19 protein-coding genes and 1 pseudogene are annotated in these 22,275 nt (G+C 34.1%); 9 read left to right on the top strand and 11 right to left on the bottom strand.

Features of this window, described 5'->3' with window-relative positions:
- Positions 1-3: 3 nt before the first annotated feature.
- The 6 genes from BLP60_RS08215 to BLP60_RS08190 are packed head-to-tail and all read left to right on the top strand — an operon-like array spanning position 4 to position 4,498.
- Positions 4-2,244 carry a carboxyl transferase domain-containing protein gene (locus tag BLP60_RS08215; RefSeq protein ID WP_092065896.1) on the top strand — a complete coding sequence of 747 codons (2,241 nt, stop codon included), beginning with the start codon at positions 4-6 and terminating at the stop codon, positions 2,242-2,244.
- A 58-nt stretch (positions 2,245-2,302) separates the two neighbouring features.
- On the top strand, positions 2,303-2,965 hold the full coding sequence (locus BLP60_RS08210) for a biotin/lipoyl attachment domain-containing protein (protein ID WP_092065894.1): 663 nt from the start codon (positions 2,303-2,305) through the stop codon (positions 2,963-2,965).
- The gene (locus BLP60_RS08205) at positions 2,958-3,311 is read left to right on the top strand and encodes a hypothetical protein (protein ID WP_092065892.1); all 354 of its coding nucleotides are present in this window, start codon (positions 2,958-2,960) and stop codon (positions 3,309-3,311) included. Before BLP60_RS08210 ends, BLP60_RS08205 begins: the two co-directional genes overlap by 8 nt.
- 18 nt (positions 3,312-3,329) lie before the next feature.
- The gene (locus BLP60_RS08200; protein WP_092065890.1) at positions 3,330-3,779 is read left to right on the top strand and encodes a single-stranded DNA-binding protein; all 450 of its coding nucleotides are present in this window, start codon (positions 3,330-3,332) and stop codon (positions 3,777-3,779) included.
- Positions 3,780-3,794: 15 nt separating this feature from the next.
- Positions 3,795-4,184, top strand: coding sequence for a HEPN domain-containing protein (locus BLP60_RS08195; RefSeq protein WP_092065888.1), 390 nt, complete (start codon positions 3,795-3,797; stop codon positions 4,182-4,184).
- Positions 4,160-4,498 (top strand): nucleotidyltransferase domain-containing protein, encoded by a 339-nt coding sequence (locus BLP60_RS08190; RefSeq protein ID WP_092065886.1) that lies wholly within the window; start codon positions 4,160-4,162, stop codon positions 4,496-4,498. The genes BLP60_RS08195 and BLP60_RS08190 overlap by 25 nt, the downstream gene beginning before the upstream one ends.
- A gap of 34 nt (positions 4,499-4,532) precedes the next feature.
- On the opposite strand, the pseudogene BLP60_RS08185 reads toward BLP60_RS08190, so the two are convergent.
- The 6 genes and pseudogenes from BLP60_RS08185 to BLP60_RS08160 all read right to left on the bottom strand — a co-directional run.
- A pseudogene (locus BLP60_RS08185) lies at positions 4,533-5,717 on the bottom strand (ribonuclease J); the annotation flags it as partial.
- A 151-nt stretch (positions 5,718-5,868) separates the two neighbouring features.
- Positions 5,869-8,700: a DEAD/DEAH box helicase gene (locus BLP60_RS08180; protein ID WP_234970977.1), complete on the bottom strand. Its 2,832-nt coding sequence runs from the start codon at positions 8,698-8,700 to the stop codon at positions 5,869-5,871.
- 13 nt (positions 8,701-8,713) lie between these two features.
- Positions 8,714-10,084, bottom strand: a complete 1,371-nt coding sequence (locus BLP60_RS08175; RefSeq protein WP_092065880.1) for a sigma-54-dependent transcriptional regulator — start codon at positions 10,082-10,084, stop codon at positions 8,714-8,716.
- A 67-nt stretch (positions 10,085-10,151) separates the two neighbouring features.
- Positions 10,152-11,561, bottom strand: a complete 1,410-nt coding sequence (locus BLP60_RS08170) for a sensor histidine kinase (protein ID WP_092065878.1) — start codon at positions 11,559-11,561, stop codon at positions 10,152-10,154.
- A 111-nt stretch (positions 11,562-11,672) separates the two neighbouring features.
- Entirely contained in the window at positions 11,673-12,980 is a 1,308-nt protein-coding gene (locus tag BLP60_RS08165; protein ID WP_092065876.1) for a phosphoglucose isomerase-related protein, read from the bottom strand.
- Positions 12,981-13,029: 49 nt separating this feature from the next.
- A complete protein-coding gene (locus BLP60_RS08160; protein WP_092065874.1) occupies positions 13,030-14,202 on the bottom strand; it encodes a pyridoxal phosphate-dependent aminotransferase in 1,173 nt (390 codons plus the stop codon).
- Positions 14,203-14,423: 221 nt separating this feature from the next.
- Between BLP60_RS08160 and BLP60_RS08155 the strand changes: the two genes are divergently transcribed.
- The 3 genes from BLP60_RS08155 to BLP60_RS08145 are packed head-to-tail and all read left to right on the top strand — an operon-like array spanning position 14,424 to position 17,050.
- Entirely contained in the window at positions 14,424-14,849 is a 426-nt protein-coding gene (locus BLP60_RS08155; RefSeq protein ID WP_092065872.1) for a 4Fe-4S dicluster domain-containing protein, read from the top strand.
- A 22-nt stretch (positions 14,850-14,871) separates the two neighbouring features.
- Positions 14,872-16,638: an aldehyde ferredoxin oxidoreductase N-terminal domain-containing protein gene (locus BLP60_RS08150; protein ID WP_092065870.1), complete on the top strand. Its 1,767-nt coding sequence runs from the start codon at positions 14,872-14,874 to the stop codon at positions 16,636-16,638.
- Positions 16,639-16,660: 22 nt separating this feature from the next.
- Complete coding sequence (locus BLP60_RS08145) at positions 16,661-17,050, top strand: cereblon family protein (protein ID WP_092065868.1); 390 nt, start codon at positions 16,661-16,663, stop codon at positions 17,048-17,050.
- Between the two features lie 101 nt (positions 17,051-17,151).
- Here the strand turns inward: BLP60_RS08145 and BLP60_RS08140 are convergent, their stop codons facing one another.
- The 5 genes from BLP60_RS08140 to hysB all read right to left on the bottom strand — a co-directional run bounded on the left by BLP60_RS08140 (position 17,152) and on the right by hysB (position 22,195).
- Positions 17,152-18,522 carry a PFL family protein gene (locus BLP60_RS08140; protein ID WP_092065866.1) on the bottom strand — a complete coding sequence of 457 codons (1,371 nt, stop codon included), beginning with the start codon at positions 18,520-18,522 and terminating at the stop codon, positions 17,152-17,154.
- Positions 18,523-18,539: 17 nt separating this feature from the next.
- On the bottom strand, positions 18,540-19,085 hold the full coding sequence (locus tag BLP60_RS08135; RefSeq protein ID WP_159427715.1) for a glycine cleavage system transcriptional repressor: 546 nt from the start codon (positions 19,083-19,085) through the stop codon (positions 18,540-18,542).
- Between the two features lie 2 nt (positions 19,086-19,087).
- Complete coding sequence (hysD, locus tag BLP60_RS08130; protein WP_092065862.1) at positions 19,088-19,558, bottom strand: NiFeSe hydrogenase maturation protease; 471 nt, start codon at positions 19,556-19,558, stop codon at positions 19,088-19,090.
- Positions 19,559-19,740: 182 nt separating this feature from the next.
- Complete coding sequence (gene hysA, locus BLP60_RS08125; RefSeq protein WP_092065860.1) at positions 19,741-21,258, bottom strand: NiFeSe hydrogenase large subunit HysA; 1,518 nt, start codon at positions 21,256-21,258, stop codon at positions 19,741-19,743.
- A 19-nt stretch (positions 21,259-21,277) separates the two neighbouring features.
- Complete coding sequence (hysB, locus tag BLP60_RS08120) at positions 21,278-22,195, bottom strand: NiFeSe hydrogenase small subunit (protein ID WP_092065858.1); 918 nt, start codon at positions 22,193-22,195, stop codon at positions 21,278-21,280.
- Between the last annotated feature and the right edge of the window lie 80 nt (positions 22,196-22,275).

The following is a 22,275-nucleotide window of genomic DNA, read 5'->3' as shown; positions in this document are numbered from 1 at the left end:
AAAATGATATTACTCGATATAGAAAAAGAAATCCAACTCTTAGAGGAAAAATTAAATTATATTCAGGATATTTTTGCACATAAAGAAAATGAAAATATTTTACTTTTACAAGCTAAATTAAATGATTTTATTTCTTCCTATAAAAAGCTTACTCTTAATGAATGCAGGCAAAAACTCTCTTCTTTAAAAGATCTTTTCTCCTTTTTAGAAAATAAATTAGACAGACAACTAACACCTATGGACAAAGTCCGTATAGTTCGTCATCCCCAGAGGATATGTCTCAAAGATATTCTTGAAAATGTGTACGACAACTATACTGAAATAGGGGGACAAGATGAATATAGTATAGATCCCTCTATGCTCATAGCTAGGGCATATATTACTAGAAAAGTAGGAAATAAGGTCTATCATCAACCTGTTATGGTTATCGGACAAGAAAAAGGTCATGGAGAAGAATTTAGAAATGGAGGCTCTGTAAAACCCTGGGGTAATGCTAAAGCTTTGCAATATATGAAAGTAGCTGAACGAGAAAATATTCCTATTCATACTTATGTATTTACTCCAGGGGCATACCCTATAGAAGACTATCCTGGAGCTGCTCAACAAATTGCCCGTAATCTGTATGAAATGGCAGGGATAAAGGTACCTATTGTTGCTGTTTTTTCTGAAGGTGGATCAGGAGGAGCAGAAGCTATTGCTCTGGCAGATATGCGTCTCATGTTGTCTCATGGTTATTATTCTGTAATCTCCCCAGAAGGAGCCGCTGCTATTGAAGGAAAAATTCGAGGAAATAACAAAGCCTCTTTAGAACTTATTGAAAAATGTGCAGCTCAATTAAAAATTACTGCAGATGATAATCTAGTAATGGGATATATAGATAGAATAATTAAAGAACCTCCTTTAGGTGCAAGACCAGAACATTTTGATTTTTTTAAAACTCTTAGGAATGAAGTAATAAAAGCCACTGATGAAGTAGTCTTAAAAGTAAGAGGAATTAGTCTTTTTCGATCTTTAGCCTTAAGAAAACTTAAAAACCCAGATATTTATGTCCGCTGGAATTTAAGCTCTAAGGCTAAACAAAGATTATTAGAAACAAGATACAAAAAATTTAGAAATATGAGCAAACATGCTTATATTGACAATAGTGGCTGGTTTGACAGACTTCAAGAAGAAACTAAAGCATTATTATGGACTGTATATGGCTTATTACGCTATGACTTTTTTAAACGCCATCAACAAAAAATATCCCAATTAGCAGAAGATATAAAGGGAGAAGCATTTGCCTTGGTTGGTAGATTACAAAAAAAGTTAACTTATACTCTTTGTAAAATCCCTTGGTATCGAAAAAGAAAAAATAATGTTTGTGAATTGGTAAGCCTTTCTGAATGGAAAGAAGAAAAAAAACCAACTCAAACCTATACAAGTCCTCAAGCAAAAATAGATAAAGCTATTACCTGTCCAAACGCAGAAAAAGAGGGATGTCTGGATCAATGGGCGCCAGATTTATTTGGTGACCTAGCAGGAGTATGTGCCTATTGTGGACATCATTTTCCTATGGAACACGAATGGTACTTATACAATGTCTTTGATGCCAATTCTATTCATGAATTTAATAGCCATATTGAGGCTGGCAATCCTCTAGATTTTGAAGGGTTTTCCCACAAACTTAAACAAGCAAAGCAAAAAACAGGACATAAAAGTGCTTGTCTCACTTTTGAAGCATCTATTCAAGGAGTAGAAGTAGTAGTCGCTGTACTTATGGCCAAGTTTAGAGGTGGTACAGTAGGAGCTGCTGAAGGGGAAAAATTTATACGCGCAGTAGAACGAGCTAACCTAAAATATAGACCTTTCATTGCTTATGTACACGGCACAGCAGGCATTCGTATTCAGGAAGGCACAAATGGTGTTATCCAAATGCCAAGATGTACTATGGCTATCCGAAGATACTTGGAAGAAGGTGGGTTATATATAGTAGTATATGATACTAATTCATATGCAGGTCCTGTGGCCAGTTTTTTGGGATGTTCTCCTTATCAATTTGCTATTCGCTCTTCTAACCTTGGCTTTGCAGGACCAGGAGTCATTAAAGAAACTACTGGAATAGAAATCCCGCCAGACTATCACAAAGCTTATCACGCTTTAAGCAGAGGACATATTCAAGGCATTTGGGATAGACGCCAAATGCGAGATAACCTCTATCAGGCCTTGCTAACCATGGGGGGAAGGCGTCTATATTATCAATAAAAATATAAGATTGTTCATTGAATTCAAAAATTCAAAAAATTATTAAGGAGAGTGGATTTTGGAAAAACAAAATATATCAGAGCTATTACAAAAAATAAGAGAAAATCCTTATAGAGAAATTATAATTACAGCTCCTCATTCAGGAAACATAGAATTTGTTCTAAAAAAAACAGGCAGTGCTGTAAATGGCCCTAGTGGAAAATATAAAGAAAAACCAGGGACTTTATTAGCCTACTTAACTAGAGAAAATAACAAAAAACCCATTTTTGCCCCTGAAAAAGGAGAAATAAGCGAATTAGCAGAATTAAAAGATGGAGACTTTGTTCAAGCAGGAACCCCTCTTTTAAAAATAAAACATTATCTCACTAAAAAAGAAGTCATAGAACTTATTTTACAACAAACATTGTTTCTATTTAGAGCACCAGAAAAAGGAAAATATTATTTTTTGCCTGAAATTGATAAAAAAATAAAAACCAAAGGTTGTCAAAATGTATTGCTATCTCCAGGAGAAGAAGTATTAATTTTAAGCAGAATGAAACGAGAGACATATATCTCTTATGAAGGCCCAAGAGGGCTTATTTACATTGTATATTTTAAACAAGGGCAAAGTTTAAATAGTGGAGATATCCTTTTTGGCATATGTCCAAAAGAAGATTTAGAAAAAATTAAAGAAGTTGTAATAAAAGTACAAAGCGAGTGGGAGGAAAATAATATTGGGTAAAGTTCTACAAATAAGGGTCATTGCTTATACTTTTGATCCCAAGGAAATAAACCAAAATTGGCCAACTCTTTATAAAATAGCAACAGATGATGCTTATAATAAAAAAGAATTTGGACTACTTGAGTTGATTCAGAAAGTAAAAGAAAAAGTATTATTTTCTGAGGATCTCAATAGTAAATTAAAGAATATCCTAACACCTTATATAGATAAATTAAATATACTTTGCACTCAATTGGAGGATGCACTATCCAATTGGAAATCTAAAAATGCAAATGAAATATCCTATCAAATAGAAGATGTCCTTGACAATGCAGAAGAAGCAGTAAAAGAGATAGGGTATCCTTAAAATATCAAGGAGGCAAAAATGGCAGCTAGCTTAAATAAAGTATTTTTAATTGGCAGGCTAGGACAAGATCCAAAACTAGCTTATACAACATCGGGGATGCCAGTGGTAAATTTCTCTTTGGCCACTGATGAAGGTTATACTGATAAAAATGGGAAGCGAGTGGATAAAACAGAATGGCATAGAATTGTGGTTTTTAACAAACAAGCAGAATTTTGTGCCAATTATCTAAGTAAAGGCAGACTTATTTTTGTAGAAGGAAGACTCCAAACCAGAGAATGGCAAGACCAACAAGGACAAACTCGTTATACTACAGAGATTATTGCTTCCAGAATCCAAGCTCTTGACCCAAAAGGTACTAGCACGACTTCTCCTAATGCTACCGCCCCTGCTCCAGAACAAACAGAAGAGGAAGACCTTGGTCCTACTTTTCCCTCTGAAGTAGCAGGTATGGATGATGCGCCATTTTAATTAATAAATTTTAAAATGAAAAAAAGACAACATATCAATTATTGGATAAAAAGTGCAGAACATGATTTAGAAGTAGCTGATACCCTTTTTCAAAACAAAAAATATGACTGGTGTCTTTTTATTGCCCATTTAGTATTAGAAAAAATTTTAAAAGCATATTTTGTTAAACAATATAATAAATTGCCTCCTAAGTTACATAATTTACTAAGATTAGCAGAAATGGTTGACCTTGAGCTTACAGAAGAACAAAAATTATTTTTGGATGAGGTAAATGATTTTAATCTTGCAATTCGTTATCCTGACTATAAATTTTCATTTTATAAAAAATGCACTGAAGACTTTACAAATTATTATTTCGAAAAAATTAAGGATTTTTATAAATGGCTACTATCCCAAATAAAATAAAAAATATTATTTTTGAGTTTATTAATGAATTAGAAAAAAATAATATACCCATAGATGAAATATTTTTATTTGGTAGCTATGCAAAAGGGAATTATACCCCAGAATCTGATATAGACTTATTAATAGTATCTCCAATATTTCAAGGCGATATAATAGAAGATAAGAAAAAAATTAGAAAATATATTCTAAAAATTAGCTCTTATCTAGAAATTATTCCTTGTTCGCGAAAAGAATTTCAAAAAAAGAACCCTTTTATTAAAGAAATAACCAAAAAAGGACTAAAAATTACACCTTCCAACACTACATTTCAATAAAGCTAATTCTTGTTTAAAAAGCCTATTTTATAATCTAAAGGGATAAAACAATTGGTATTGTAACAGGATCTCGTCCTAAAATACGACGAAAAAACTTTCGTAGAACAGATCTAATTTTATCTTCTAGTTTTTTGGTCTCAAAAGGAGGGGTATTTTCGTATACATCTAAAATAATACATTTGGCATCTTCTAAAATATGGCTGAACTGTTGTTCAAAAACAAAACCCTTAGAAATAATCTCTGGGCCATAAAGAAGCTCTCCTGTTTCTCTCTCTAAAATCAACAAACAAATAACCAATCCTTCGCCTGCTAAAATCTGACGATCCCGTAAAACAGAATGCCCTACATCTCCTACTCCCTTTCCATCTACATATACAGGTTCTAAGGTAATCCTTTCTTCTAACTTCAAGCCTAAAGACTCTAATATCACACTTTGACCATCTTCCAAAACAAACACCTTATCTTTGTCAATTCCACACTCTACAGCTAATTGAGCATGTTTTACCAGATGACGATACTCCCCATGAATAGGAATAAAATATTCAGGGCACACTGTATATATCATTTCTTTAAGTTCTTCTTTATGAGCATGCCCAGAAGCATGAATTGCTCCTACTTTTTCATAAATTACTTCTGCTCCCAGTCGATACAAATCATTGATAACTCTAGTAATAGCCCGAGTATTGCCAGGAATAAACCTAGAGGACATAATCACTAAATCTCCTGGAAGAATCTCTAATTGCCTATGCTCTTGCCGCGCCAGCCTAGCTAAGGCAGACAAAGGTTCTCCTTGAGACCCTGTAAGAAGTAAAACTACCTTATTAGCTGGTAAGTCCTTAGCATCTTCTATGGATAAATAAGTATCTTCTTTAAATTTTAAAAAACCAAGTTCTCTAGCTAAATCTATATTAACAAAAAGACTCTTTCCACTCACTACAACTTTACGATCAAATTCTTCTGCCAAATCAAAAACTTCTTGGATCCGCTGGATATGACTAGAAAACAATGTTACCAAAATACGGCCAGAAGCTTGGACAAAAATATTCTCTAAGCTTTGATATATTTCCTTTTCACTTAGCGCTCTGCCCTCTCTTTCTACATTAGTAGAATCTGAAAGCAATAATTTTACGCCAGAATCACTAAATTTCTTTATAGCATCTAGGTCTGTAAATTGATTATTGGTGGGATTTAAATCTATTTTAAAATCTCCAGTGTGCAAGTCCTATCTCTCCTAATCCGCCTAAAGGTATAAGTTTTACTTGCTTATCATCCATTTTAACAAAAACGTAAAAGTCTTTATCTACTCTTTCTTAGAAGAATTCTTACCAAAATACAAGTAAGTTATTACCTTACTCAATCTTGCTCTTAAATTATCTCCAGTGCACAGGTACATGAACAATTTGTCCTGCTTTATTTTTAAAGCAAAGATATCCATTTTTTCTCCCAAAAAGATACAGTTCTTTGGTTAAAAAGACATCGTGTTTGCAGTATTCTATTATTTTCTCAATTTTCCCTTCTCTCCACCACTTTACTGCTAAAAGTCCATTCCCCTTTTTTTGAGCATTTAAAGTATATTGAGCCAAATGGTCTAGAGAAAGCCTATACCCCAACTTCTTTTTTATTTCTAACAAAAGGTCTAATGTGGGAAGGTCATACCAATTTCTTTTTAAACTTCCTTGTAATACTTTAAAATCAAAACCCAGAATATTAAACCCTACAATCAAATCCTGTTTTAATAAAAGCTCCCATAATTTTTGTAATTCAGAATCTTGAAAAAAAATAATACTATCTTTTTCAGAAAAATATACTCCTACACAACTTATACCCATTTTATGGGCTTTGTGCCATCCTCCCACTTCTTGAGCTAAAAGTTTTGTTTCTAAATCCAAAACAGCAAAATTTTTAGTTAAATTAACCTTAACTTTTACTTTCTTTGCTTTTGCCTTTTCAATTTTTTGAATTTTTAAAATATTTTTGGAGACTATTTTCAATAAATCTTGTAAGATAACTTTTGTAGCTCTTTTATCCAAAGGTCTATTCCCAGAACCACACTTAGGCGATTGAATACATTTAGGACACCCATTTTCACACTTACAAGCAAACAACATTTTAGATGCTCTTTTTAATAAGTATTTAATTTGCTCAAAAGCTTGTTCGCTTAAACCTGCTCCTCCAGGATAAGCATCGTAAATAAACACGCCTGCGTCTTCAACCTGAAGATGAAATGGAGTCGAAATACCGCCAAAATCATTCCTATCTGCCAAAAGGATTAACGGCAATAAACCAATTAAAAGATGTTCTAACCCATGAATACCACCCATAAAATGAAAATTTTGTTGCTCAACAAGACATCTAGTATTCTCTGGTATTTTAACCCAAAAGCCTTGTGTTTCAAATTCAATTTTAGGTAAGTCTAAGTCTACTTTTCCAAGTAAAAAATTTAATCCTTTTTTTCTTTTTTCATATCCTATTACTTGTTCTGTTATTTGTAACTTTCCCTGAAAAATATAAAAATTGTCCCACTGTTGTTGCCTATTGATTTCTAAAATAGTAGTCTGTTTTTCCACTATTGCTCTAGTATAATAGGTAGAGCGTATTTTTCTTAAAATAACTACTTTGTGCTCCTCATCAATCTGCTCCACCAAATATTCCTCTCCTGCGTGCAAATAAATTGCTCCTGGATGAGTTTCTTTATAAACTCTAAATCCATCAATATCTCCAATCCATTTATTATTTTCAAATAAATTATACCGTTTTCCTATCCCCCTTAAATTAATTTTTCTTTGAGGATTTTTTTCTTTAGATACAAAATCTCCTGTTTGCGTCCGCAAAATCCTGCCTTCTTGCCATAATTCTTCTAAAGTTTGAGCAATTCCATTTTTATTTATCTCTTCTCTACTTAAAGTATGTTCAGCCAAAACACACATAAGATGTTGTTTTAATATATATGGATTAAAAGGATTTAATACTGCCTTTTCCAAGGGAGCAGTCAAAAGTTCTTTTGGGTGTTGTAAAAAATACTCATCTATTGAATCTTCAAGCCCTAAATAAACCACTAAACTAGGCCTACCACTTCTACCAACCCTTCCTATCCTCTGCCACAAAGACATAATAGAGCCAGGATATCCAACTAACACACAGACATCTAATTTACCTATATCTACTCCCAATTCCAAGGCACTAGTAGATACAACAGTGTTTATCTCCCCAGAAAATAAACTGTTTTCTATTTTTCTTCTTTCTATTGGTAGAAATCCTGCTCTATATGGGACAACTTTAGATTGTCTTTTAGATGCCCACATACTAATCAATTCTGTCATTTTACGAGATTTAGTAAAGACAATAGTTCGAAGTCCTAGCTCTTTTGTTTGCTGAAGCATTTTTAAACACGCTCCAGCAGGATTAAATAAACCGCGCAAAACTAGAAAGTGTAGCTCTCCCTTAGGAGCACCACTTTCTTTAATTAAAACTGGCGATATATCTGTTAACTGAGACACTAATTCCAAAGGATTAGCAATTGTAGCAGAGCAAAAAATCCACTGAAAATTTGTACCTAAATAATTACAAAGCCTTTTAAGTCGTCTAAACACCCATGCTAAATGAGAACCAAAAATTCCCCTATAGGTATGTACTTCATCTACTACAATAAACTTTAAATATTTAAAAAAATTTTCCCATAAATGAAAATGTGGTAACATGCCTAAATGAAGCATCTCAGGATTAGTAATAAGAATATCAGGAGGATTTTCCCGAATTTTTTTTCTTTTCCAAGAAGACGTATCCCCATCATAAATTTCAACTTTAATTTTAAGGCCTATAGTCTTAGCTAGATTTTGCAGTTTTTTAGCTTGATCCTGGGCCAATGCTTTTAAAGGGAAGATATAAAGAGCTTTTGTGCTAGGCTCTAAAGTAAATGCGTTTAAAACCCCAAGGTTATATATAAGCGACTTTCCACTTGCTGTAGGTGTGGCTACACATATATTATGGCCTAATCCTAAGTGATAAAGGGCCTCAGCTTGATGAGAATAAAGTAATTTTTGTTGGATAAAAGAAGAAATAAGAGGATGTAAGTTTAAATTACAATCTTTTTTAAAACAAGGATTTTGAGATCTTAGAAGAGTTTTAAAAACAACTTCCCATTCACCGCTAGTAGAACAAATATAATCTAATAAACGATATAACGCTGCTTTTTCTTCTAACACCAATCAAAATACTCTAAAAAGAAATGTTATATTTCTTTATTTTATACTGAAGAAGACTTTTAGAAATACCCAGCATTTCTGCTGCCTTAACTTGAACAAAATTAGATTTTACTAATGCCCGTTTAATTAAAGCCTCTTCTATTTTTTCTAAGGTTTCAGCCAAATTTAATCTAAGAGGTAATAAATCTACTGCACTTTTAAGCTGAGTTTCTTCATCTTTTACCTCAGAAGGCAAATCTTCTACCCCTATCTGTTCAGAAGAAGAAAGAACAACACATCGTTCTACTACATTTTCTAGTTGCCTAACATTCCCTGGCCAATCATATAAACTTAGATATTCAAGAGCTTCTGGAGTAAAGTGCTTTAATGGCAAGCTATTTTGCTCACAAATTTTATTTACAAAATAAGCTACTAATAAAGGAATATCCTCTTTTCTCTCTCTTAAAGGAGGAAGTTCTATCTCTACCACATTAAGTCTATAATATAAATCTTCCCTAAAATTTCCTTTTTCAACCTCTTGCTTTAAATTTTTATTCGTAGCACATACCAGACGAATATCCACAGGAATACTTTTAGTTCCCCCCACTCTTTCAATTTTTCTTTCTTGCAATACCCTTAGAAGTTTTACTTGTATCTCTGGAGAAAGCTCTCCTATCTCATCTAAAAAAAGAGTTCCCCCACTGGCTAGCTCAAATTTTCCCTTTTTAGTTGCTACAGCTCCTGTAAAAGAGCCCTTTTCATGGCCAAAAAGTTCACTCTCCAAAAGGGCTGGATTTAAAGCCATACAGTTTATGGCAACAAAAGGCCCCTTTGATCTAGGAGAGGAATAATGTAAAGCCCTCGCAATAAGTTCTTTACCTGTGCCAGACTCTCCTAAAATAAGCACAGTAGATTTGCTAGGAGCTACCTTTTCTAAAAGATGTAAAACTGTTTGTATCTTTTTACTTTTCCCAATAACATGTTTTTTAGCATATTTTTGGACCAAAGATTCTTTTAAAAAAACATTTTCCTGCTCCATATGGGCAAAATTAAGCGCTCTTTTTACTACTAAAATAAGCTCTTCATTAGAAAACGGTTTAGTTAAATAATCAAAAGCTCCACATCTCATAGCTTCTACAGCTCCATCAATAGAACCAAAAGCTGTCATAATTATCACAGGAATATGCGGAAAATCTTTTTTTACCTTTTCCAAAATATCCTGCCCACTTAAACGAGGCATTTTCATATCTGTAACCACAACATCAACTTCTGATTCTTCCAAAAAATCTAATGCCATCTCAGGATCACTAAGGCCTGTAACTTCTATACCTTCCTCATTTAACAAGGCCTCAAGTAACAAAAGATAATTCTTCTCATCATCTATTACCAATACATGTCCTTTCATGCCTATCTCCCACCGCAACCTTCTAAATTATTTGTTATTCTCCAACACAAAATCAAATTTTCTATTTCTAACACCTTTTAAAATGTATTCTAACTTCACCGCCCTGACTGTGATTCTGCAAAGAAAATTTAGCACCATGCATTTCTAAGATATTTTGAACTATTGCTAGTCCCAGACCTGTACCCTGTTCTTTAGTTGTAAAAAAAGGTTCCAAATATTTTTCTATCATTTTATCTTCAAACCCTGGCCCTGTATCTTGTATCACCACTGTATTTTCAAAAGACTTAAAAATAACCTTAATCCAACCTTTCTTACCAATTGCCTGAATGCTATTTAAAATAAGATTATAAAACACTCTATACAAAAGATCATTATCTCCTATGCAAATAAAACTTCTACCTTCAAAATATATGTCTATTTGTTTTGATTTAAGTTCTTGTTCTAAAAAAGAAAAAACTTTATTTATGAGTTCCTTTAAATCTACTTCTTCCTGTCTAGGATCCTTAGGTCGAGCATAATCTAAAAAATCACTAACAGTTCTTCCAAGCCTTGTTGCTTCCTCAAAAATAGCTTTTAAAAATTTGGCTTTAGAGTCATTTTCCTTTTCAAATTTTTTATATAAAAATTCACTTGTACTCTGAATAATACCTAAAGGATTTCTAATTTCATGAGCAATAGCAGAAACCATACGCCCCATACTTGCTAATTTTTCTGTCTTATGTAAGGCTGTTTCTAATTTTTCCTTTTCTCTCAATCTCTCTAATAAAAGCACTTCAGCCCTATTTATAATACCTCTTAAAAGTAAATATAAGACCAAAAAAGAACAAATAAACAAAACTATAATAAGCCATTGGAAATAAACAATTGTTTCAAAATCTTTACTAATATCTTGTTTAAATTCTAAAATCCCCATAATAGGCTCACGTTTTAAGCCAAAAGTCCGTTCTGCCTTTAAAGGATAAACTGTTTTCAAAATTACTGATTGGGGTGGAAAGTTTAAGGTAAACATTGCTTTTATATTTGAAACCTTCTTTTCCAATACAAAAAAATGTTTTCTAAATTTTACTGTTTTCGTAATATCCTGTTTAGATAAAAGCTTCTTACCCAATAAATTACTTTTAGTAGCATATGAAACCTCTCCTTCTTTATTATAAATTCTAACCTCCAGCACATGAAAACTATGAATCGTGCTCTTTATAACCTGGTCCAATCTTTGATATTGAGTAGGTTCCTTTAATTCTATTTTCCCAAAACCTAAAAGTGTTGGCAGAGTAAAACGTTGAAAAATTTGATGATTTAAATTCTCTGCCAAAAGCAAGGCAAAGTTGGTATTTTTCTTAAAAAATATTTCTCTAGCATAATTAGAGATAAAAATTACCAAAATTAACGCAGTAGCTAAAATAAGCACAAAAGAACTAAAGGATAAAAAGCGAGCGATTTGAAAAGGATGGGCAGGATCAGGTCGGAACAGTCTCACTCTATCTCCTTATTTTTTGACTTAATTAATACTCTAAAAATATTACTCAAATAAAAAGTGTATTCTCTAAAATTATTCAAATAATTTAAATAAAAAATAAAATAGGTTGCATTAAAATTCATATATCTTTGCAGACCTTTTCTTAGAAAGAAAGCTCTCTAATTCTTTATTTTCATTTTCAAATCCTTTGGCTCCTAATTTTGCTTTGGCCAAGCGTTTTGATTTTTCTACTCCTGGCTGATTAAGAGGATTTATCTGAAGCAACCAACCAGTAAGAAGAGTAGCAAATTCTAAGAGCATTATTATTTTCCCTGCTTCTAATTCTGTTGGGCCTTCTAACTCTATCTCAACTAAAGGCATTCTAGAAGATAAAGCCATTAAAGTACCTAAGCATTCTGCTTGAAAAATTTCTGCCAATCCTTTTCCCTGTAAAAAATCCCACTGTTCTGGCAAATCAAAATCTAAAACTATATTAGAACTAATTTTCCTAAATTTTAGAAACAGACAACCTTTATTATTCTGACCTTGCATAAACATTTGAAGTAAAGAATGTTGATCTCGCACTCCCACTGCGGGAATGGGCATAGACCCTTTATTATCTTTTCCTAAACTCTCAGCCCAAAGTTGAGCAAACCAATCTCCCAAAAAATCCCAGCCAACAAGATAGTTAAAAAATATTAACTCTGTTTTTACTTGCATAAGATTAAAAGCCCACTTTGCTAATAAAAAAGCAGGATGCGATGCCAAGGAACCAAAATTTGCAACACTCTTTGCCCCTTTAACCAACTCTTTCCAATTTAAGCCTAAAAAATTTAAAGGAACCAAGCCCACAGCAGATAAAACAGAAAATCTTCCACCTAAATTAGGAGGAACATCAAAACTAAAAAAACCATACTTTTCCACTTCATTCCTTAAAAATCCCTTTACAGGGTCAGTAATAATCCAAATATGTTCTTTATATTCTACTGGCAAATTATCTTTTAGCCATTTTTTTGCCAAAAAATATTGAGAAATAGTTTCAATAGTAGAGCCAGATTTGCTAATAACAACAACTACAGTATCTTTTGGATTTAATTTTTCTAAATAAGCCTGCATTAATTTAGGATTTATATTGTCTAAAATGTAAAGAGATTTTTCTTTATAATTAGGTAAATCTTGAAAGGGGAAAAAGGCTTTTTGCAATGCTTTGGCTCCTAAAGCAGATCCGCCTATACCTAAAACAAGCATGTTTTTATAACGCTCTTGAATTTGAGAAGCAGTTTCTATTTTTTTTTCTAATTCTGACATATAATTAAAATTCAAAAAATCTAAATTAGAATATTCTTGTTCCAAACGTTTCTCTAAAGACACAATGGTTTGTTCTTCTACATTATGGGCAATACCATGCTTATAGGCTGCTTCTAAATTCAAAAAAGCCATTTTCCCCTCCTCCAAAATCCTTTAATTACGTTATGTTAATTTATTTTACCTAAATCTTTTTTAAAGCATGATAAACTTTTTCCAGAGCTTGAACCAAAACCTCCTGACTAACAGCATAAGAGATCCGAACGCAGTTATCATCTCCAAAAGCAATGCCAGGGACCAAAGCCACTCCAGCTTCTTCTAATAAATAATTACATAAGGAGGTAGAATCCTTAATCTCTCCCTTAAAATATTTTTTTATTTCAGGAAACAAATAAAATGCCCCATCTGGCCGAGGACAGACAAGCTCCAAATTATTAAGAAGTTTTATTGCCAAATTTCTTCTCTCTCTTAATAATTTTCGCTTTTCATCTAAAAAATTAAAATCTCCTTGCAAAGCCACTAATGCTGCCCGTTGCACAATTGAACAAATGTTGGAACAACTTTGCCCCTGAAGTTTGGTCATAGCCTTAATAATATTTTTCGAGGTTAATACAAACCCAACTCTCAAGCCAGTAAGGGCAAAACTTTTGGACAAAGCATTTACAATAGCTAATTGATCCTTATATTCTGTCCATAATCTTGACAAAGATACTGGAATGCTTGGGGCATAAACCAACTGGTCATATACCTCGTCAGATATCACAAAAAGGCCCTTTTCCAAAGCCAATTTAGCCAAAGCAACTAATTTTTTTTCAGAATAATTTACTCCTGTAGGATTAGAAGGAGAGTTTAAAATAAGCATCTTAGTCTTAGGGCCAATAGATCTTTCTAATTCTTCTAATGTCAGTTCAAAGTCATTTTCTAACGAAGTAGGAATAATTTTAGGAACAGCTCCTGCCAACTGAACCATAGGCGGATAACTAACCCAATAAGGAGCAGGAATTAGGACCTCATCTCCAGGATTTAGTAACACCTGAAAAAGATTATACAAACATTGTTTTCCCCCATTACTAAACATAACTTCTTCAAAAGAAGCTTCTGCGCCATAAAATCGTTTAAAATAATTGGCCCCAGCTTGTCGCAATTCTGTTAAACCAGGAACAGGAAGATATTGAAAAAACTCTTCGTTTACTGCTTCTAAAAGTGCGTTTTTAACCTCTGTAGGAGGAGAGAAATCCGGCTCCCCAACAGCTAAGCTAATAATATCTTTCCCCTGTTTTTTTAACTCCTGAGCCTTAGCATTAACTGCTAAGGTTGCAGATGGTGGAACCTCTAATATTCTCTGGGCAAGTTGCATTTTATCACCTCTTCTTAATAAATTTTATTTATCGTACCTTAACCAAACTTTTTGCGCCTGTTAAGCTTAGATTTGCTTAAATTTTCTAAATATATAAATCTTAAATTCATTAAACAACAGTTAACTATTTGACTAAGCAATAGTTTACTCTTAGAAAAAGTAAAAGCTGTATAACAATAAAATATAACCCCAAAATAAAAACAAACAAAAGAGATATATTTATGAAACGATTAAAAGCTATCGATATGAAGAGATGTATAGGATGTTATTCCTGTGTCCTAGCCTGTGCCCGCTTGGTTCACAAAAGTATTTCTTGGCAAAAAAGTGGAATCCAAATTCACTCTCTAGGTGGTCTCTCTACAGGATTTGACGCTACATATTGTTTAGCCTGCGATCCTCCTCCTTGCGCTGAAGCATGCCCAACTGAAGCCTTAAAACCTAAAAAAGGTGGGGGGATCATGCTGGTATCAAAGTACTGTATAGGTTGCGGGAACTGTGCTAAAGCATGTCCTATCGGAGCCATAACTTTTGATTCTGAGTCTCAAAAACCAATATTTTGCCTTCATTGTGGCCAATGTGTAAACTTTTGTCCTCATCATTGCTTAAGCTTAGTAGATGTTAAAGAAAAACCAAAGAAGCAACCTTAAATCTCGATTTTAAGAGGCAAACATGACCAAAATAAAAGTTCTATTTATCAATTTAAATACCCAAAAAATAAAAATCGAATACATATCTCCTAAGGGGACTCTACTTGGTGGATCAGGCTTAGCAGCATGGCTTTATGAACAATACGGGCTCTTCAATCAACCAGCAGAACATCCCAAACAACCTCTTATCTTCAGCATTGGTCCTCTTACAGGTTTATATCCTATGATGAGCAAAGTGGTAATGGCTTTTAAATCCCCATACAATCAACAATATGCAGAAAGTCATGCAGGCGGACGATTAGCCTTAGCTATAAAATTTTCTGGTTATCATGCCATAGTTATCCAAGGAAAATGTCCTCAATTATCTGTAATAGAAGTTGGAGATAAAAAAATAAATTTTTTCTCCACTCCTTTTCTTAAACAAGAAGATGTCTTTAATACTGGAAAAATTCTAAGAAAAATTTCTACTTTACCTCCAGGAAAAAGATCTATTTTACGTATAGGACCAGCAGGTGAAAATCAAATAGCTATTGCTTGTGTCAATGTAGATACTTACCGTCATTTTGGTCGACTAGGTGGCGGGGCTATTTTTGGGGCAAAAAACCTTAAAGGCATTATTATTGGCGGAAATTCCTCCTATAGTTTACAAAATCTTTCAAATCTAAAAGAATATAATAACTTATATCAGCAAATCTACAATACAATTACGACTACTAAGGCAGTTCATAAATATCATGATATTGGTACTGCTCAAAATCTAATCCCATTAAACGAACTTAGATGTCTCCCTTGGAATAATCTTCAAAAAACTTCTGATCCTGGTATTAAGGGAATATCAGGCGAACTTTTTGCTCAAAAACTTCTTCTCCGTAAAGCAGCCTGTTCTGGCTGCCCTGTAGGCTGTATTCATATTGGAATCTTACGAGAACAATTTGCAAAAGAACATGAGTATCTCTATCGCCAAGTATCTTACGACTATGAACCAATATTTGCCTTAGGCTCTATGCTCGGAATAAAAAGAGCAAAGCAAGTACTAAAACTATTAGATAAAGTAGAAAAAGTAGGATTAGATGCCATCTCCTCTGGAGTACTTTTAGCTTATGTCACAGAAGGATTAGAAAAAAAGCTATTTCACTCTAAACAAACTTTAGTTAATTTAAAATTTGGCCAACCTAAAAACTACCTTAAAGCCATTGATTACCTCGGAACGCCACCTAATAATTTTTGGCAAATACTCAGCAAAGGACTTAAAAACGCTATTCAAAACTTAGGAGGAGAAGATTTTGCCTGCGTTCTTGGGCAAGAAATGGCAGGTTATGCAACAGGAGAAAACTATTTTGTGGCCCAAGCCTTAGGTTTTAGGCATTCTCATTTAGATGTAGGGGCCTATAGCTTTGACCAAGAATCTGAATGCAAAGATATACAAAAGGCACTCAAATTTTTTCAAAAAGAAGAAAACTATCGAGTAATCTTGACTAGCTGCGTAGGATGTTTATTCGCACGCAAGGCTTATCCTTTGGAAATTCTAGCAAAAGCCCTTTCCTCTGTTGACTTAAATTTCTCAGAAAGCGAATTATTTCAACTTGGAGAACAAATCGCTGCTAAACGCTGGAATTTAAAAATCAAAACAGGCTTTAATCCCTTAACTGTACGTATTCCCAAAAGATTTCTTTCTGTAAAAACCTTTAAAGGCAAAATAGATAAAAACTATTTGCAAAATTTACAAAAACAGTATGCAAACTATATCAAACAATTAGCTAATAAAGATTTCACACCTACAAAAAAATAGATTCCATATTCTGCATTCAAACATGTTGTACTATTTTCTAAAACAACCACTTAAACCTTCTCTCATTAAAAAAGAAAAACAAAAAACCTCTACTCAAAAAGAGCCAGGAATCTTATGCGTAACATGTTCTAATCTTATTACTTATCCCAAATACAAAATAGAAATAAATAATCAACACACTCATACCTTTTTTAATCCTCAAGGTATCATATTTGAGATAGGCTGTTTTTCCAATGCTTGGGGATATGTAACAATTGGTCCTAAGAGTTCAGAGTTTAGTTGGTTTCCTCCCTATAAATGGCAGGTGGTTCTCTGTTCTATATGCAACAGTCATTTGGGATGGCAATACAGCTTTGGACATGATACATTTTTTGGTTTTATCTTATCTCAACTAAAAGAAATACCCTTATAAAAATATCCTACGGATCAAAAAGTATTTTTACTCAACTTTCTGAGTGGGACAACAACATGTTCTTTAAAACAATTAAATTTGCCAAACAGTCTGTTTTTATTTTAATTTGTGAGACTTTGGATAGGAGCAGGAATAAGCCCACCCTTGGCAATAAAATTTCCACTATCTCCTTCTATTACCTCTATAATGGTTGCTTCTCCTAAAAGACCGCCAAAATAAGCTTTTTCTCCTGCCTTTTTACCTGGCACAGGAATAATTCTTGTTGCCGTAGTTTTTTTATTTATCACCCCAATAGCCAACTCATCTGCAATAATGGCTGCTAATGTCTGTTCAGATGTATCTCCAGGAATAGCAACCATATCTAATCCTACCGAACAGACAGAAGTCATGGCTTCCAATTTAGCCAAGGACAAATAACCATCTTCTACAGCCTGATTAATATTCAAATCTTCACTAACAGGGATAAATGCTCCGCTAAGACCACCTACATATGAACTAGCAAAGGCTCCGCCTTTTTTTACTGCATCATTTAACATAGCCAATAAAGCAGTACTACCAGGAACACCAATGGCTTTTAATCCCAAAGATTGAAAAATTTCTCCCACACTATCTCCCACATTAGGAGTAGGAGCGAGAGATAAATCCACTATTCCAAATTTAACCCCCAACTTATTAGCAACTTCTCGTCCAATAAGCTCACCTACCCTTGTAACTTTAAAGGAGGTACGCTTAATAACTTCTGCTAAATAGCCCAAATCTGCTTTTGGATTAGCTTCTAATGCCCTATCTATAGCCTTCTTCACCACGCCAGGACCACTTACACCCACATTTATAACTGCCTCTGGCTCCCCTACACCTAAATAGGCTCCAGCCATAAAAGGAACATCTTGAGGAATATTGGCAAAAACACACAGCTTTGCACATGCAAGACCATCTTTATCCTTACTTAAAAAAGCAGCTTGTTTAATAATCTTTGCCAGTAAACATACTCCATCTACATTAATGCCTGCTTTAGAAGAAGCAGCATTAACAGAGGCGCATACCCTTGTAGTAGTACTCAAGGCCTCTGGAATGGAGTCTATTAAAGCTTTATCTCCTTTGATAATTCCTTTTTCTATAAGAGCGGAAAATCCACCAATAAAATCAATACCTACTGTTTGGGCAATCTCATCTAAGGTCAAAGCAATTTTAACCATTTGCTGAGGAGAAAAACCTGCCCCAGCCACCGCTATAGGACTAATAGCAATTCTTTTATTAACTACAGAAATGCCATATTTCTCACCAACTTGATCACATATATCCACTAAGTTGCGAGCATATCCTATTATCTTTTTTTTTAGTTTTTCTTGAAAAGTACTTAAACTTGAGCTTGCACAATCAAAAATAGAAACACCTAATGTCACAGTACGAACATCCAGATGTTCATTTTTTACCATTTCAAAAGTAGATAATACTTCTTTTTCAGAAAACATAAATCTCCCCTAAAATACTAAATACGATGAATATTTTCAAAAATATTTTTATGCTGTAAAATTATTTCCAAACCTAATGATTTTCCTGCTTCTATCAGACTTTCTTTTAGTTTTTTTAAACTGATATTTTCAGGAATTTCTATTTCATAAAACATCACTATTTTATCAGGATAGGTATCGCTTTTATAACTAGCTTTCAAATTAAAAATATTACAATTAAAATCTGCTATTATTTGCGTTAATTTAGCAATTTGTCCGACTCTATCCGAACCTATTGCAGTAATAATAAATTGCTCTGTTTTTTTATTTGTCCAAAAACAAGGTTTTGCTAACTCTTTAATTTTAACAGTAAGCCCATCTTGGCTAAGTTCTTTTTTAAGAATATTTACAATGTTATCCCATTTTATATCTTGTAAAGAAAAAATAAAAATAGCTGCAAATTCACCTTGTAAAATAGTCTGGCTAATATCTTCGATATTACATTCAAGGGCTGCCAATAAAGAAGATATTTTTGCTACAATTCCTGGTCTATCTTGTCCTAAAACAGAAAGAACGGCCTTCACTCTTATGTCCACTCCTTTAAAATAGTATTAATTTCTGTTCTTACAACTTCTAAAAATTTTGGGAACACAGATTCTAACTCTGGACTCAAACCCAAATGCCAACAGAGTTCGTAAGGTTCTACTCCTAAAACAGTTAAACTAGGTTTTTTACCCATTAACTCTACCATTTGAAGAGAATCAAGCAAGTCTATATCATGCAAAGAAATAGACTGTTTTTCATTATAAAGTAGGTCATCTCTTCCTAACTTATAAATAGTTCCTGGAGCTTTTCCTCCTTTGACACAATCTAAAACCAAGATGTGATCATATTGTTCAAAGAGATGAAATAAATCTTGGGTAAAAGTTCCCCCATCAATAATATCCACATTGCTGGGCCAAGATTCCTTTAACAGTTCTTTAACAGCAAATACTCCAACTCCTTCATCCTTTAAAAGAATATTTCCTATTCCCAACACCAAAAGTCGCTTTTGCATAGTATTATCTCCAAATAAACAATGTCCAAAAAATTAAGATACTTATTTGTGCACTCAAGCTAGTCGCTTTTAAAAAAATAACCACTTACATACTCAAAACAAATTTAATTTATCCCAAAAAAGAAGGGCCGAATATATCGGCCCTTCTTAAAATGGTCAATTAAAAGAAAATACTGGCAACGTTATTCAACATTAACAACATGTTCTTCGCCAGTTTCTGCGTGCACAACGTGCACGGCACAGCCTAGTCACGGGTCAAAAGAACGAATAAGACGTCCTACATTTACTGGATTCTTAGGATCAGGTACAGGCACACCAATTAAAGCCTGTTCAATAGGACCTCTTTGTCCCATATCATCTCTAGGAGATGCATTCCAAATAGTAGCAGCAACGACCTGATAATTTTCAATAACAGAATCTTTAATTTTTACATAATGCAACAAGCTACCACGAGGAGCTTCGGTAAGACCTAAGCCTTCTCCTTCTTTTGGAACAGGGGCCTTAACATAAGTCTCTGCTCCAGGCTTTATTTCAGTAAGCCATTTTTCAATGGCCTTTGCTACACGATAGGCCTCTTCTGCCCTGGCCACATGACGTCCCAAGATTGAAAATGCTTTTTCTCCCAAATCTCTCATTCTCTTAAATCCAGCTTTTTGTGCTACTGGACTAAGTTCTGGATTGGTAACCCACATTCTAGCAAGAGGACCTGCCTCATGGGGCTTATTATTATAACGAGGAGCTTTAATAAAAGAGTAAGCACCTTTTTTCCCTGGTTTTGGATTAGTCCTACCTTGACTTGGATGAAGTCCAGTATCTGCATCATCAAACCAAGAATAGCGAACATATTCTTTAATCTTCTTAGTATCCAGGCTATAATCTTTACCATCAGTAAATACGCCTGGCTTAAGTAAGAACTCTGTCTCTTCATCATTAAGAGGAAATACACCGTAAGAAATTACATTTTTCCAGCCCTTACCTGTTTCTAATAAGTCAGGATAAGCTCCTGCCAACTGATAAATTAAAGGCAAGTATTCGTTTTCAATAAATTCTTTAACTTTTTTAAACCGCCACAAATAACCAACTATCTTATCTGCTGTTGGAATTTCTGTTGTTCCACCAACAACCATACCTTGCACATGAGGCATTTTACCTCCAAGCAAGGCTACCATTTCATGGCAAATTCTTCTAATCTCAAGAGCTTTTAAATACTGATCAACTCCAACCTGATTAGTCTTGGGATCAAGACGTAAATCAGGATTACTATATCTAGGAATAAATGGAGCAACATCAGGCCCTTTTACATAATCTAAAGCTGCTAAATGATAAAAGTGTAAAATATGAGATTGTAAATAGTTGGCACCTAAAATCAAATTACGGGCAATTCTACCATTAGTGGTCAACTTTACATTAAACGCATCGTCTAAAGCTCTAACAGAAGCAGTTGCATGAGCAGTAGGACATACACCACAAATTCTTTGGGTTAACTGAGAAGCATCTCTAGGATCACGACCAACCAAAATGTTCTCAAAACCACGAAACATGCCCCCAAAACAATGGGCATCTACTACTTTGCCATCTTTTACTTCTACCTCTACCTTCAAGTGCCCCTCGATCCTGGTGACAGGATCAACAGCCACCTTTATTTTTTTACCTGGAGCCACAGCGGCTGCAGGTGCTTGTTTTGGTTTACATCCAGCCATAATTTTACCTCCTCATCCTTTACATGGATTCATAAAATGGGGACATATCATCAGGAAATCCTGGTTCTACACAACCGATACAGAGAGCATTTTCAATACACCAGTTTACACCATTGTTCCAATGACGCTTCCAACAATCAGCATTAGCAACAGGTCCTTTACATCCTAAATCATAACGACAGCCCTCTTTTTTAGTAAACACCGGAGCCATTGTCCCACTTTCATAATAACTTCGATAAGGACAATTTTCGTGAATATTAAGACCATAAAACAATTTAGGACGAGCATTGTCATCTAACTCAGGAATACCATAGAGTAAAACATGAGCAATAGTACCTACCATCCAATCAGGATGGGGAGGACAGCCAGGAATATTAATTACAGGAGTTTTAATGCCTGCCTCATCAAAAATAGTCTTTACTGAAGAAGCCTCAGTAAGATTGCCCTCTGCACCAGGAATACCTGCACTAAAACAAGCACAAGCTCCCACTGCAACAGTAGCAGCAGCCTTCTTACCTAGTTCTTCAGTAAGCTCTAACATAGTAATCTCTTTACCACCCATCTCACCTACAATACAATACTTTCCATCAGCAGCTTTAGGAATAGCTCCCTCTACTACTAAGAAAAATTTGCCCTTGTATTTATTGGCAATTTCATACATATGCTCTAAAGCCAATTCACCCTCAGCTGCCATCACAGTTGGATGGTATTCCAAGCTAATGATCTTTAACAAAACTTCTTTAATACTGGGATGAACAGTATTAAGAAGAGACACAGAACATCCTGTACAGCCCTGACCTTGAATCCAAATCACAGGTGTTTTCTTGGCTGCCTTTTCCAAAGCCATTACCAAACTTGGGTTAAACACCTGAGAGATTCCAAGGCCAGCCACTGTACCAGCACAGAGCTTAACAAAGTCACGCCTTTTTAAACTCATACCCTCCTCCTCTGGTTTTGGCTGACACTCACATGACCAACCATTTAAAATTTACATTATTTTATAATATTTTAATCAAA

The sequence above is a fragment of the Desulfonauticus submarinus genome (genome assembly GCF_900104045.1).
Lineage (GTDB): Bacteria > Desulfobacterota > Desulfovibrionia > Desulfovibrionales > Desulfonatronovibrionaceae > Desulfonauticus > Desulfonauticus submarinus.
The sequence above is the reverse complement of the archived record's forward strand: the minus strand, read 5'-3'. Positions and strand labels throughout refer to the sequence as shown.

Coding starts and splice junctions, on each gene's coding strand:
- hysB (WP_092065858.1), bottom strand. CDS start 22,195: ATGAGTTTAAAAAGGCGTGACTTTGTTAAGCTCTGTGCTGGTACAGTG.
- hysD (WP_092065862.1), bottom strand. CDS start 19,558: ATGCAAAAGCGACTTTTGGTGTTGGGAATAGGAAATATTCTTTTAAAG.
- BLP60_RS08175 (WP_092065880.1), bottom strand. CDS start 10,084: ATGAAAGGACATGTATTGGTAATAGATGATGAGAAGAATTATCTTTTG.
- BLP60_RS08215 (WP_092065896.1), top strand. CDS start 4: ATGATATTACTCGATATAGAAAAAGAAATCCAACTCTTAGAGGAAAAA.
- BLP60_RS08165 (WP_092065876.1), bottom strand. CDS start 12,980: ATGGCTTTTTTGAATTTAGAAGCAGCCTATAAGCATGGTATTGCCCAT.
- BLP60_RS08155 (WP_092065872.1), top strand. CDS start 14,424: ATGAAACGATTAAAAGCTATCGATATGAAGAGATGTATAGGATGTTAT.
- BLP60_RS08190 (WP_092065886.1), top strand. CDS start 4,160: ATGGCTACTATCCCAAATAAAATAAAAAATATTATTTTTGAGTTTATT.
- BLP60_RS08140 (WP_092065866.1), bottom strand. CDS start 18,522: ATGTTTTCTGAAAAAGAAGTATTATCTACTTTTGAAATGGTAAAAAAT.
- BLP60_RS08200 (WP_092065890.1), top strand. CDS start 3,330: ATGGCAGCTAGCTTAAATAAAGTATTTTTAATTGGCAGGCTAGGACAA.
- BLP60_RS08150 (WP_092065870.1), top strand. CDS start 14,872: ATGACCAAAATAAAAGTTCTATTTATCAATTTAAATACCCAAAAAATA.
- BLP60_RS08195 (WP_092065888.1), top strand. CDS start 3,795: ATGAAAAAAAGACAACATATCAATTATTGGATAAAAAGTGCAGAACAT.
- BLP60_RS08160 (WP_092065874.1), bottom strand. CDS start 14,202: ATGCAACTTGCCCAGAGAATATTAGAGGTTCCACCATCTGCAACCTTA.
- BLP60_RS08145 (WP_092065868.1), top strand. CDS start 16,661: ATGTTGTACTATTTTCTAAAACAACCACTTAAACCTTCTCTCATTAAA.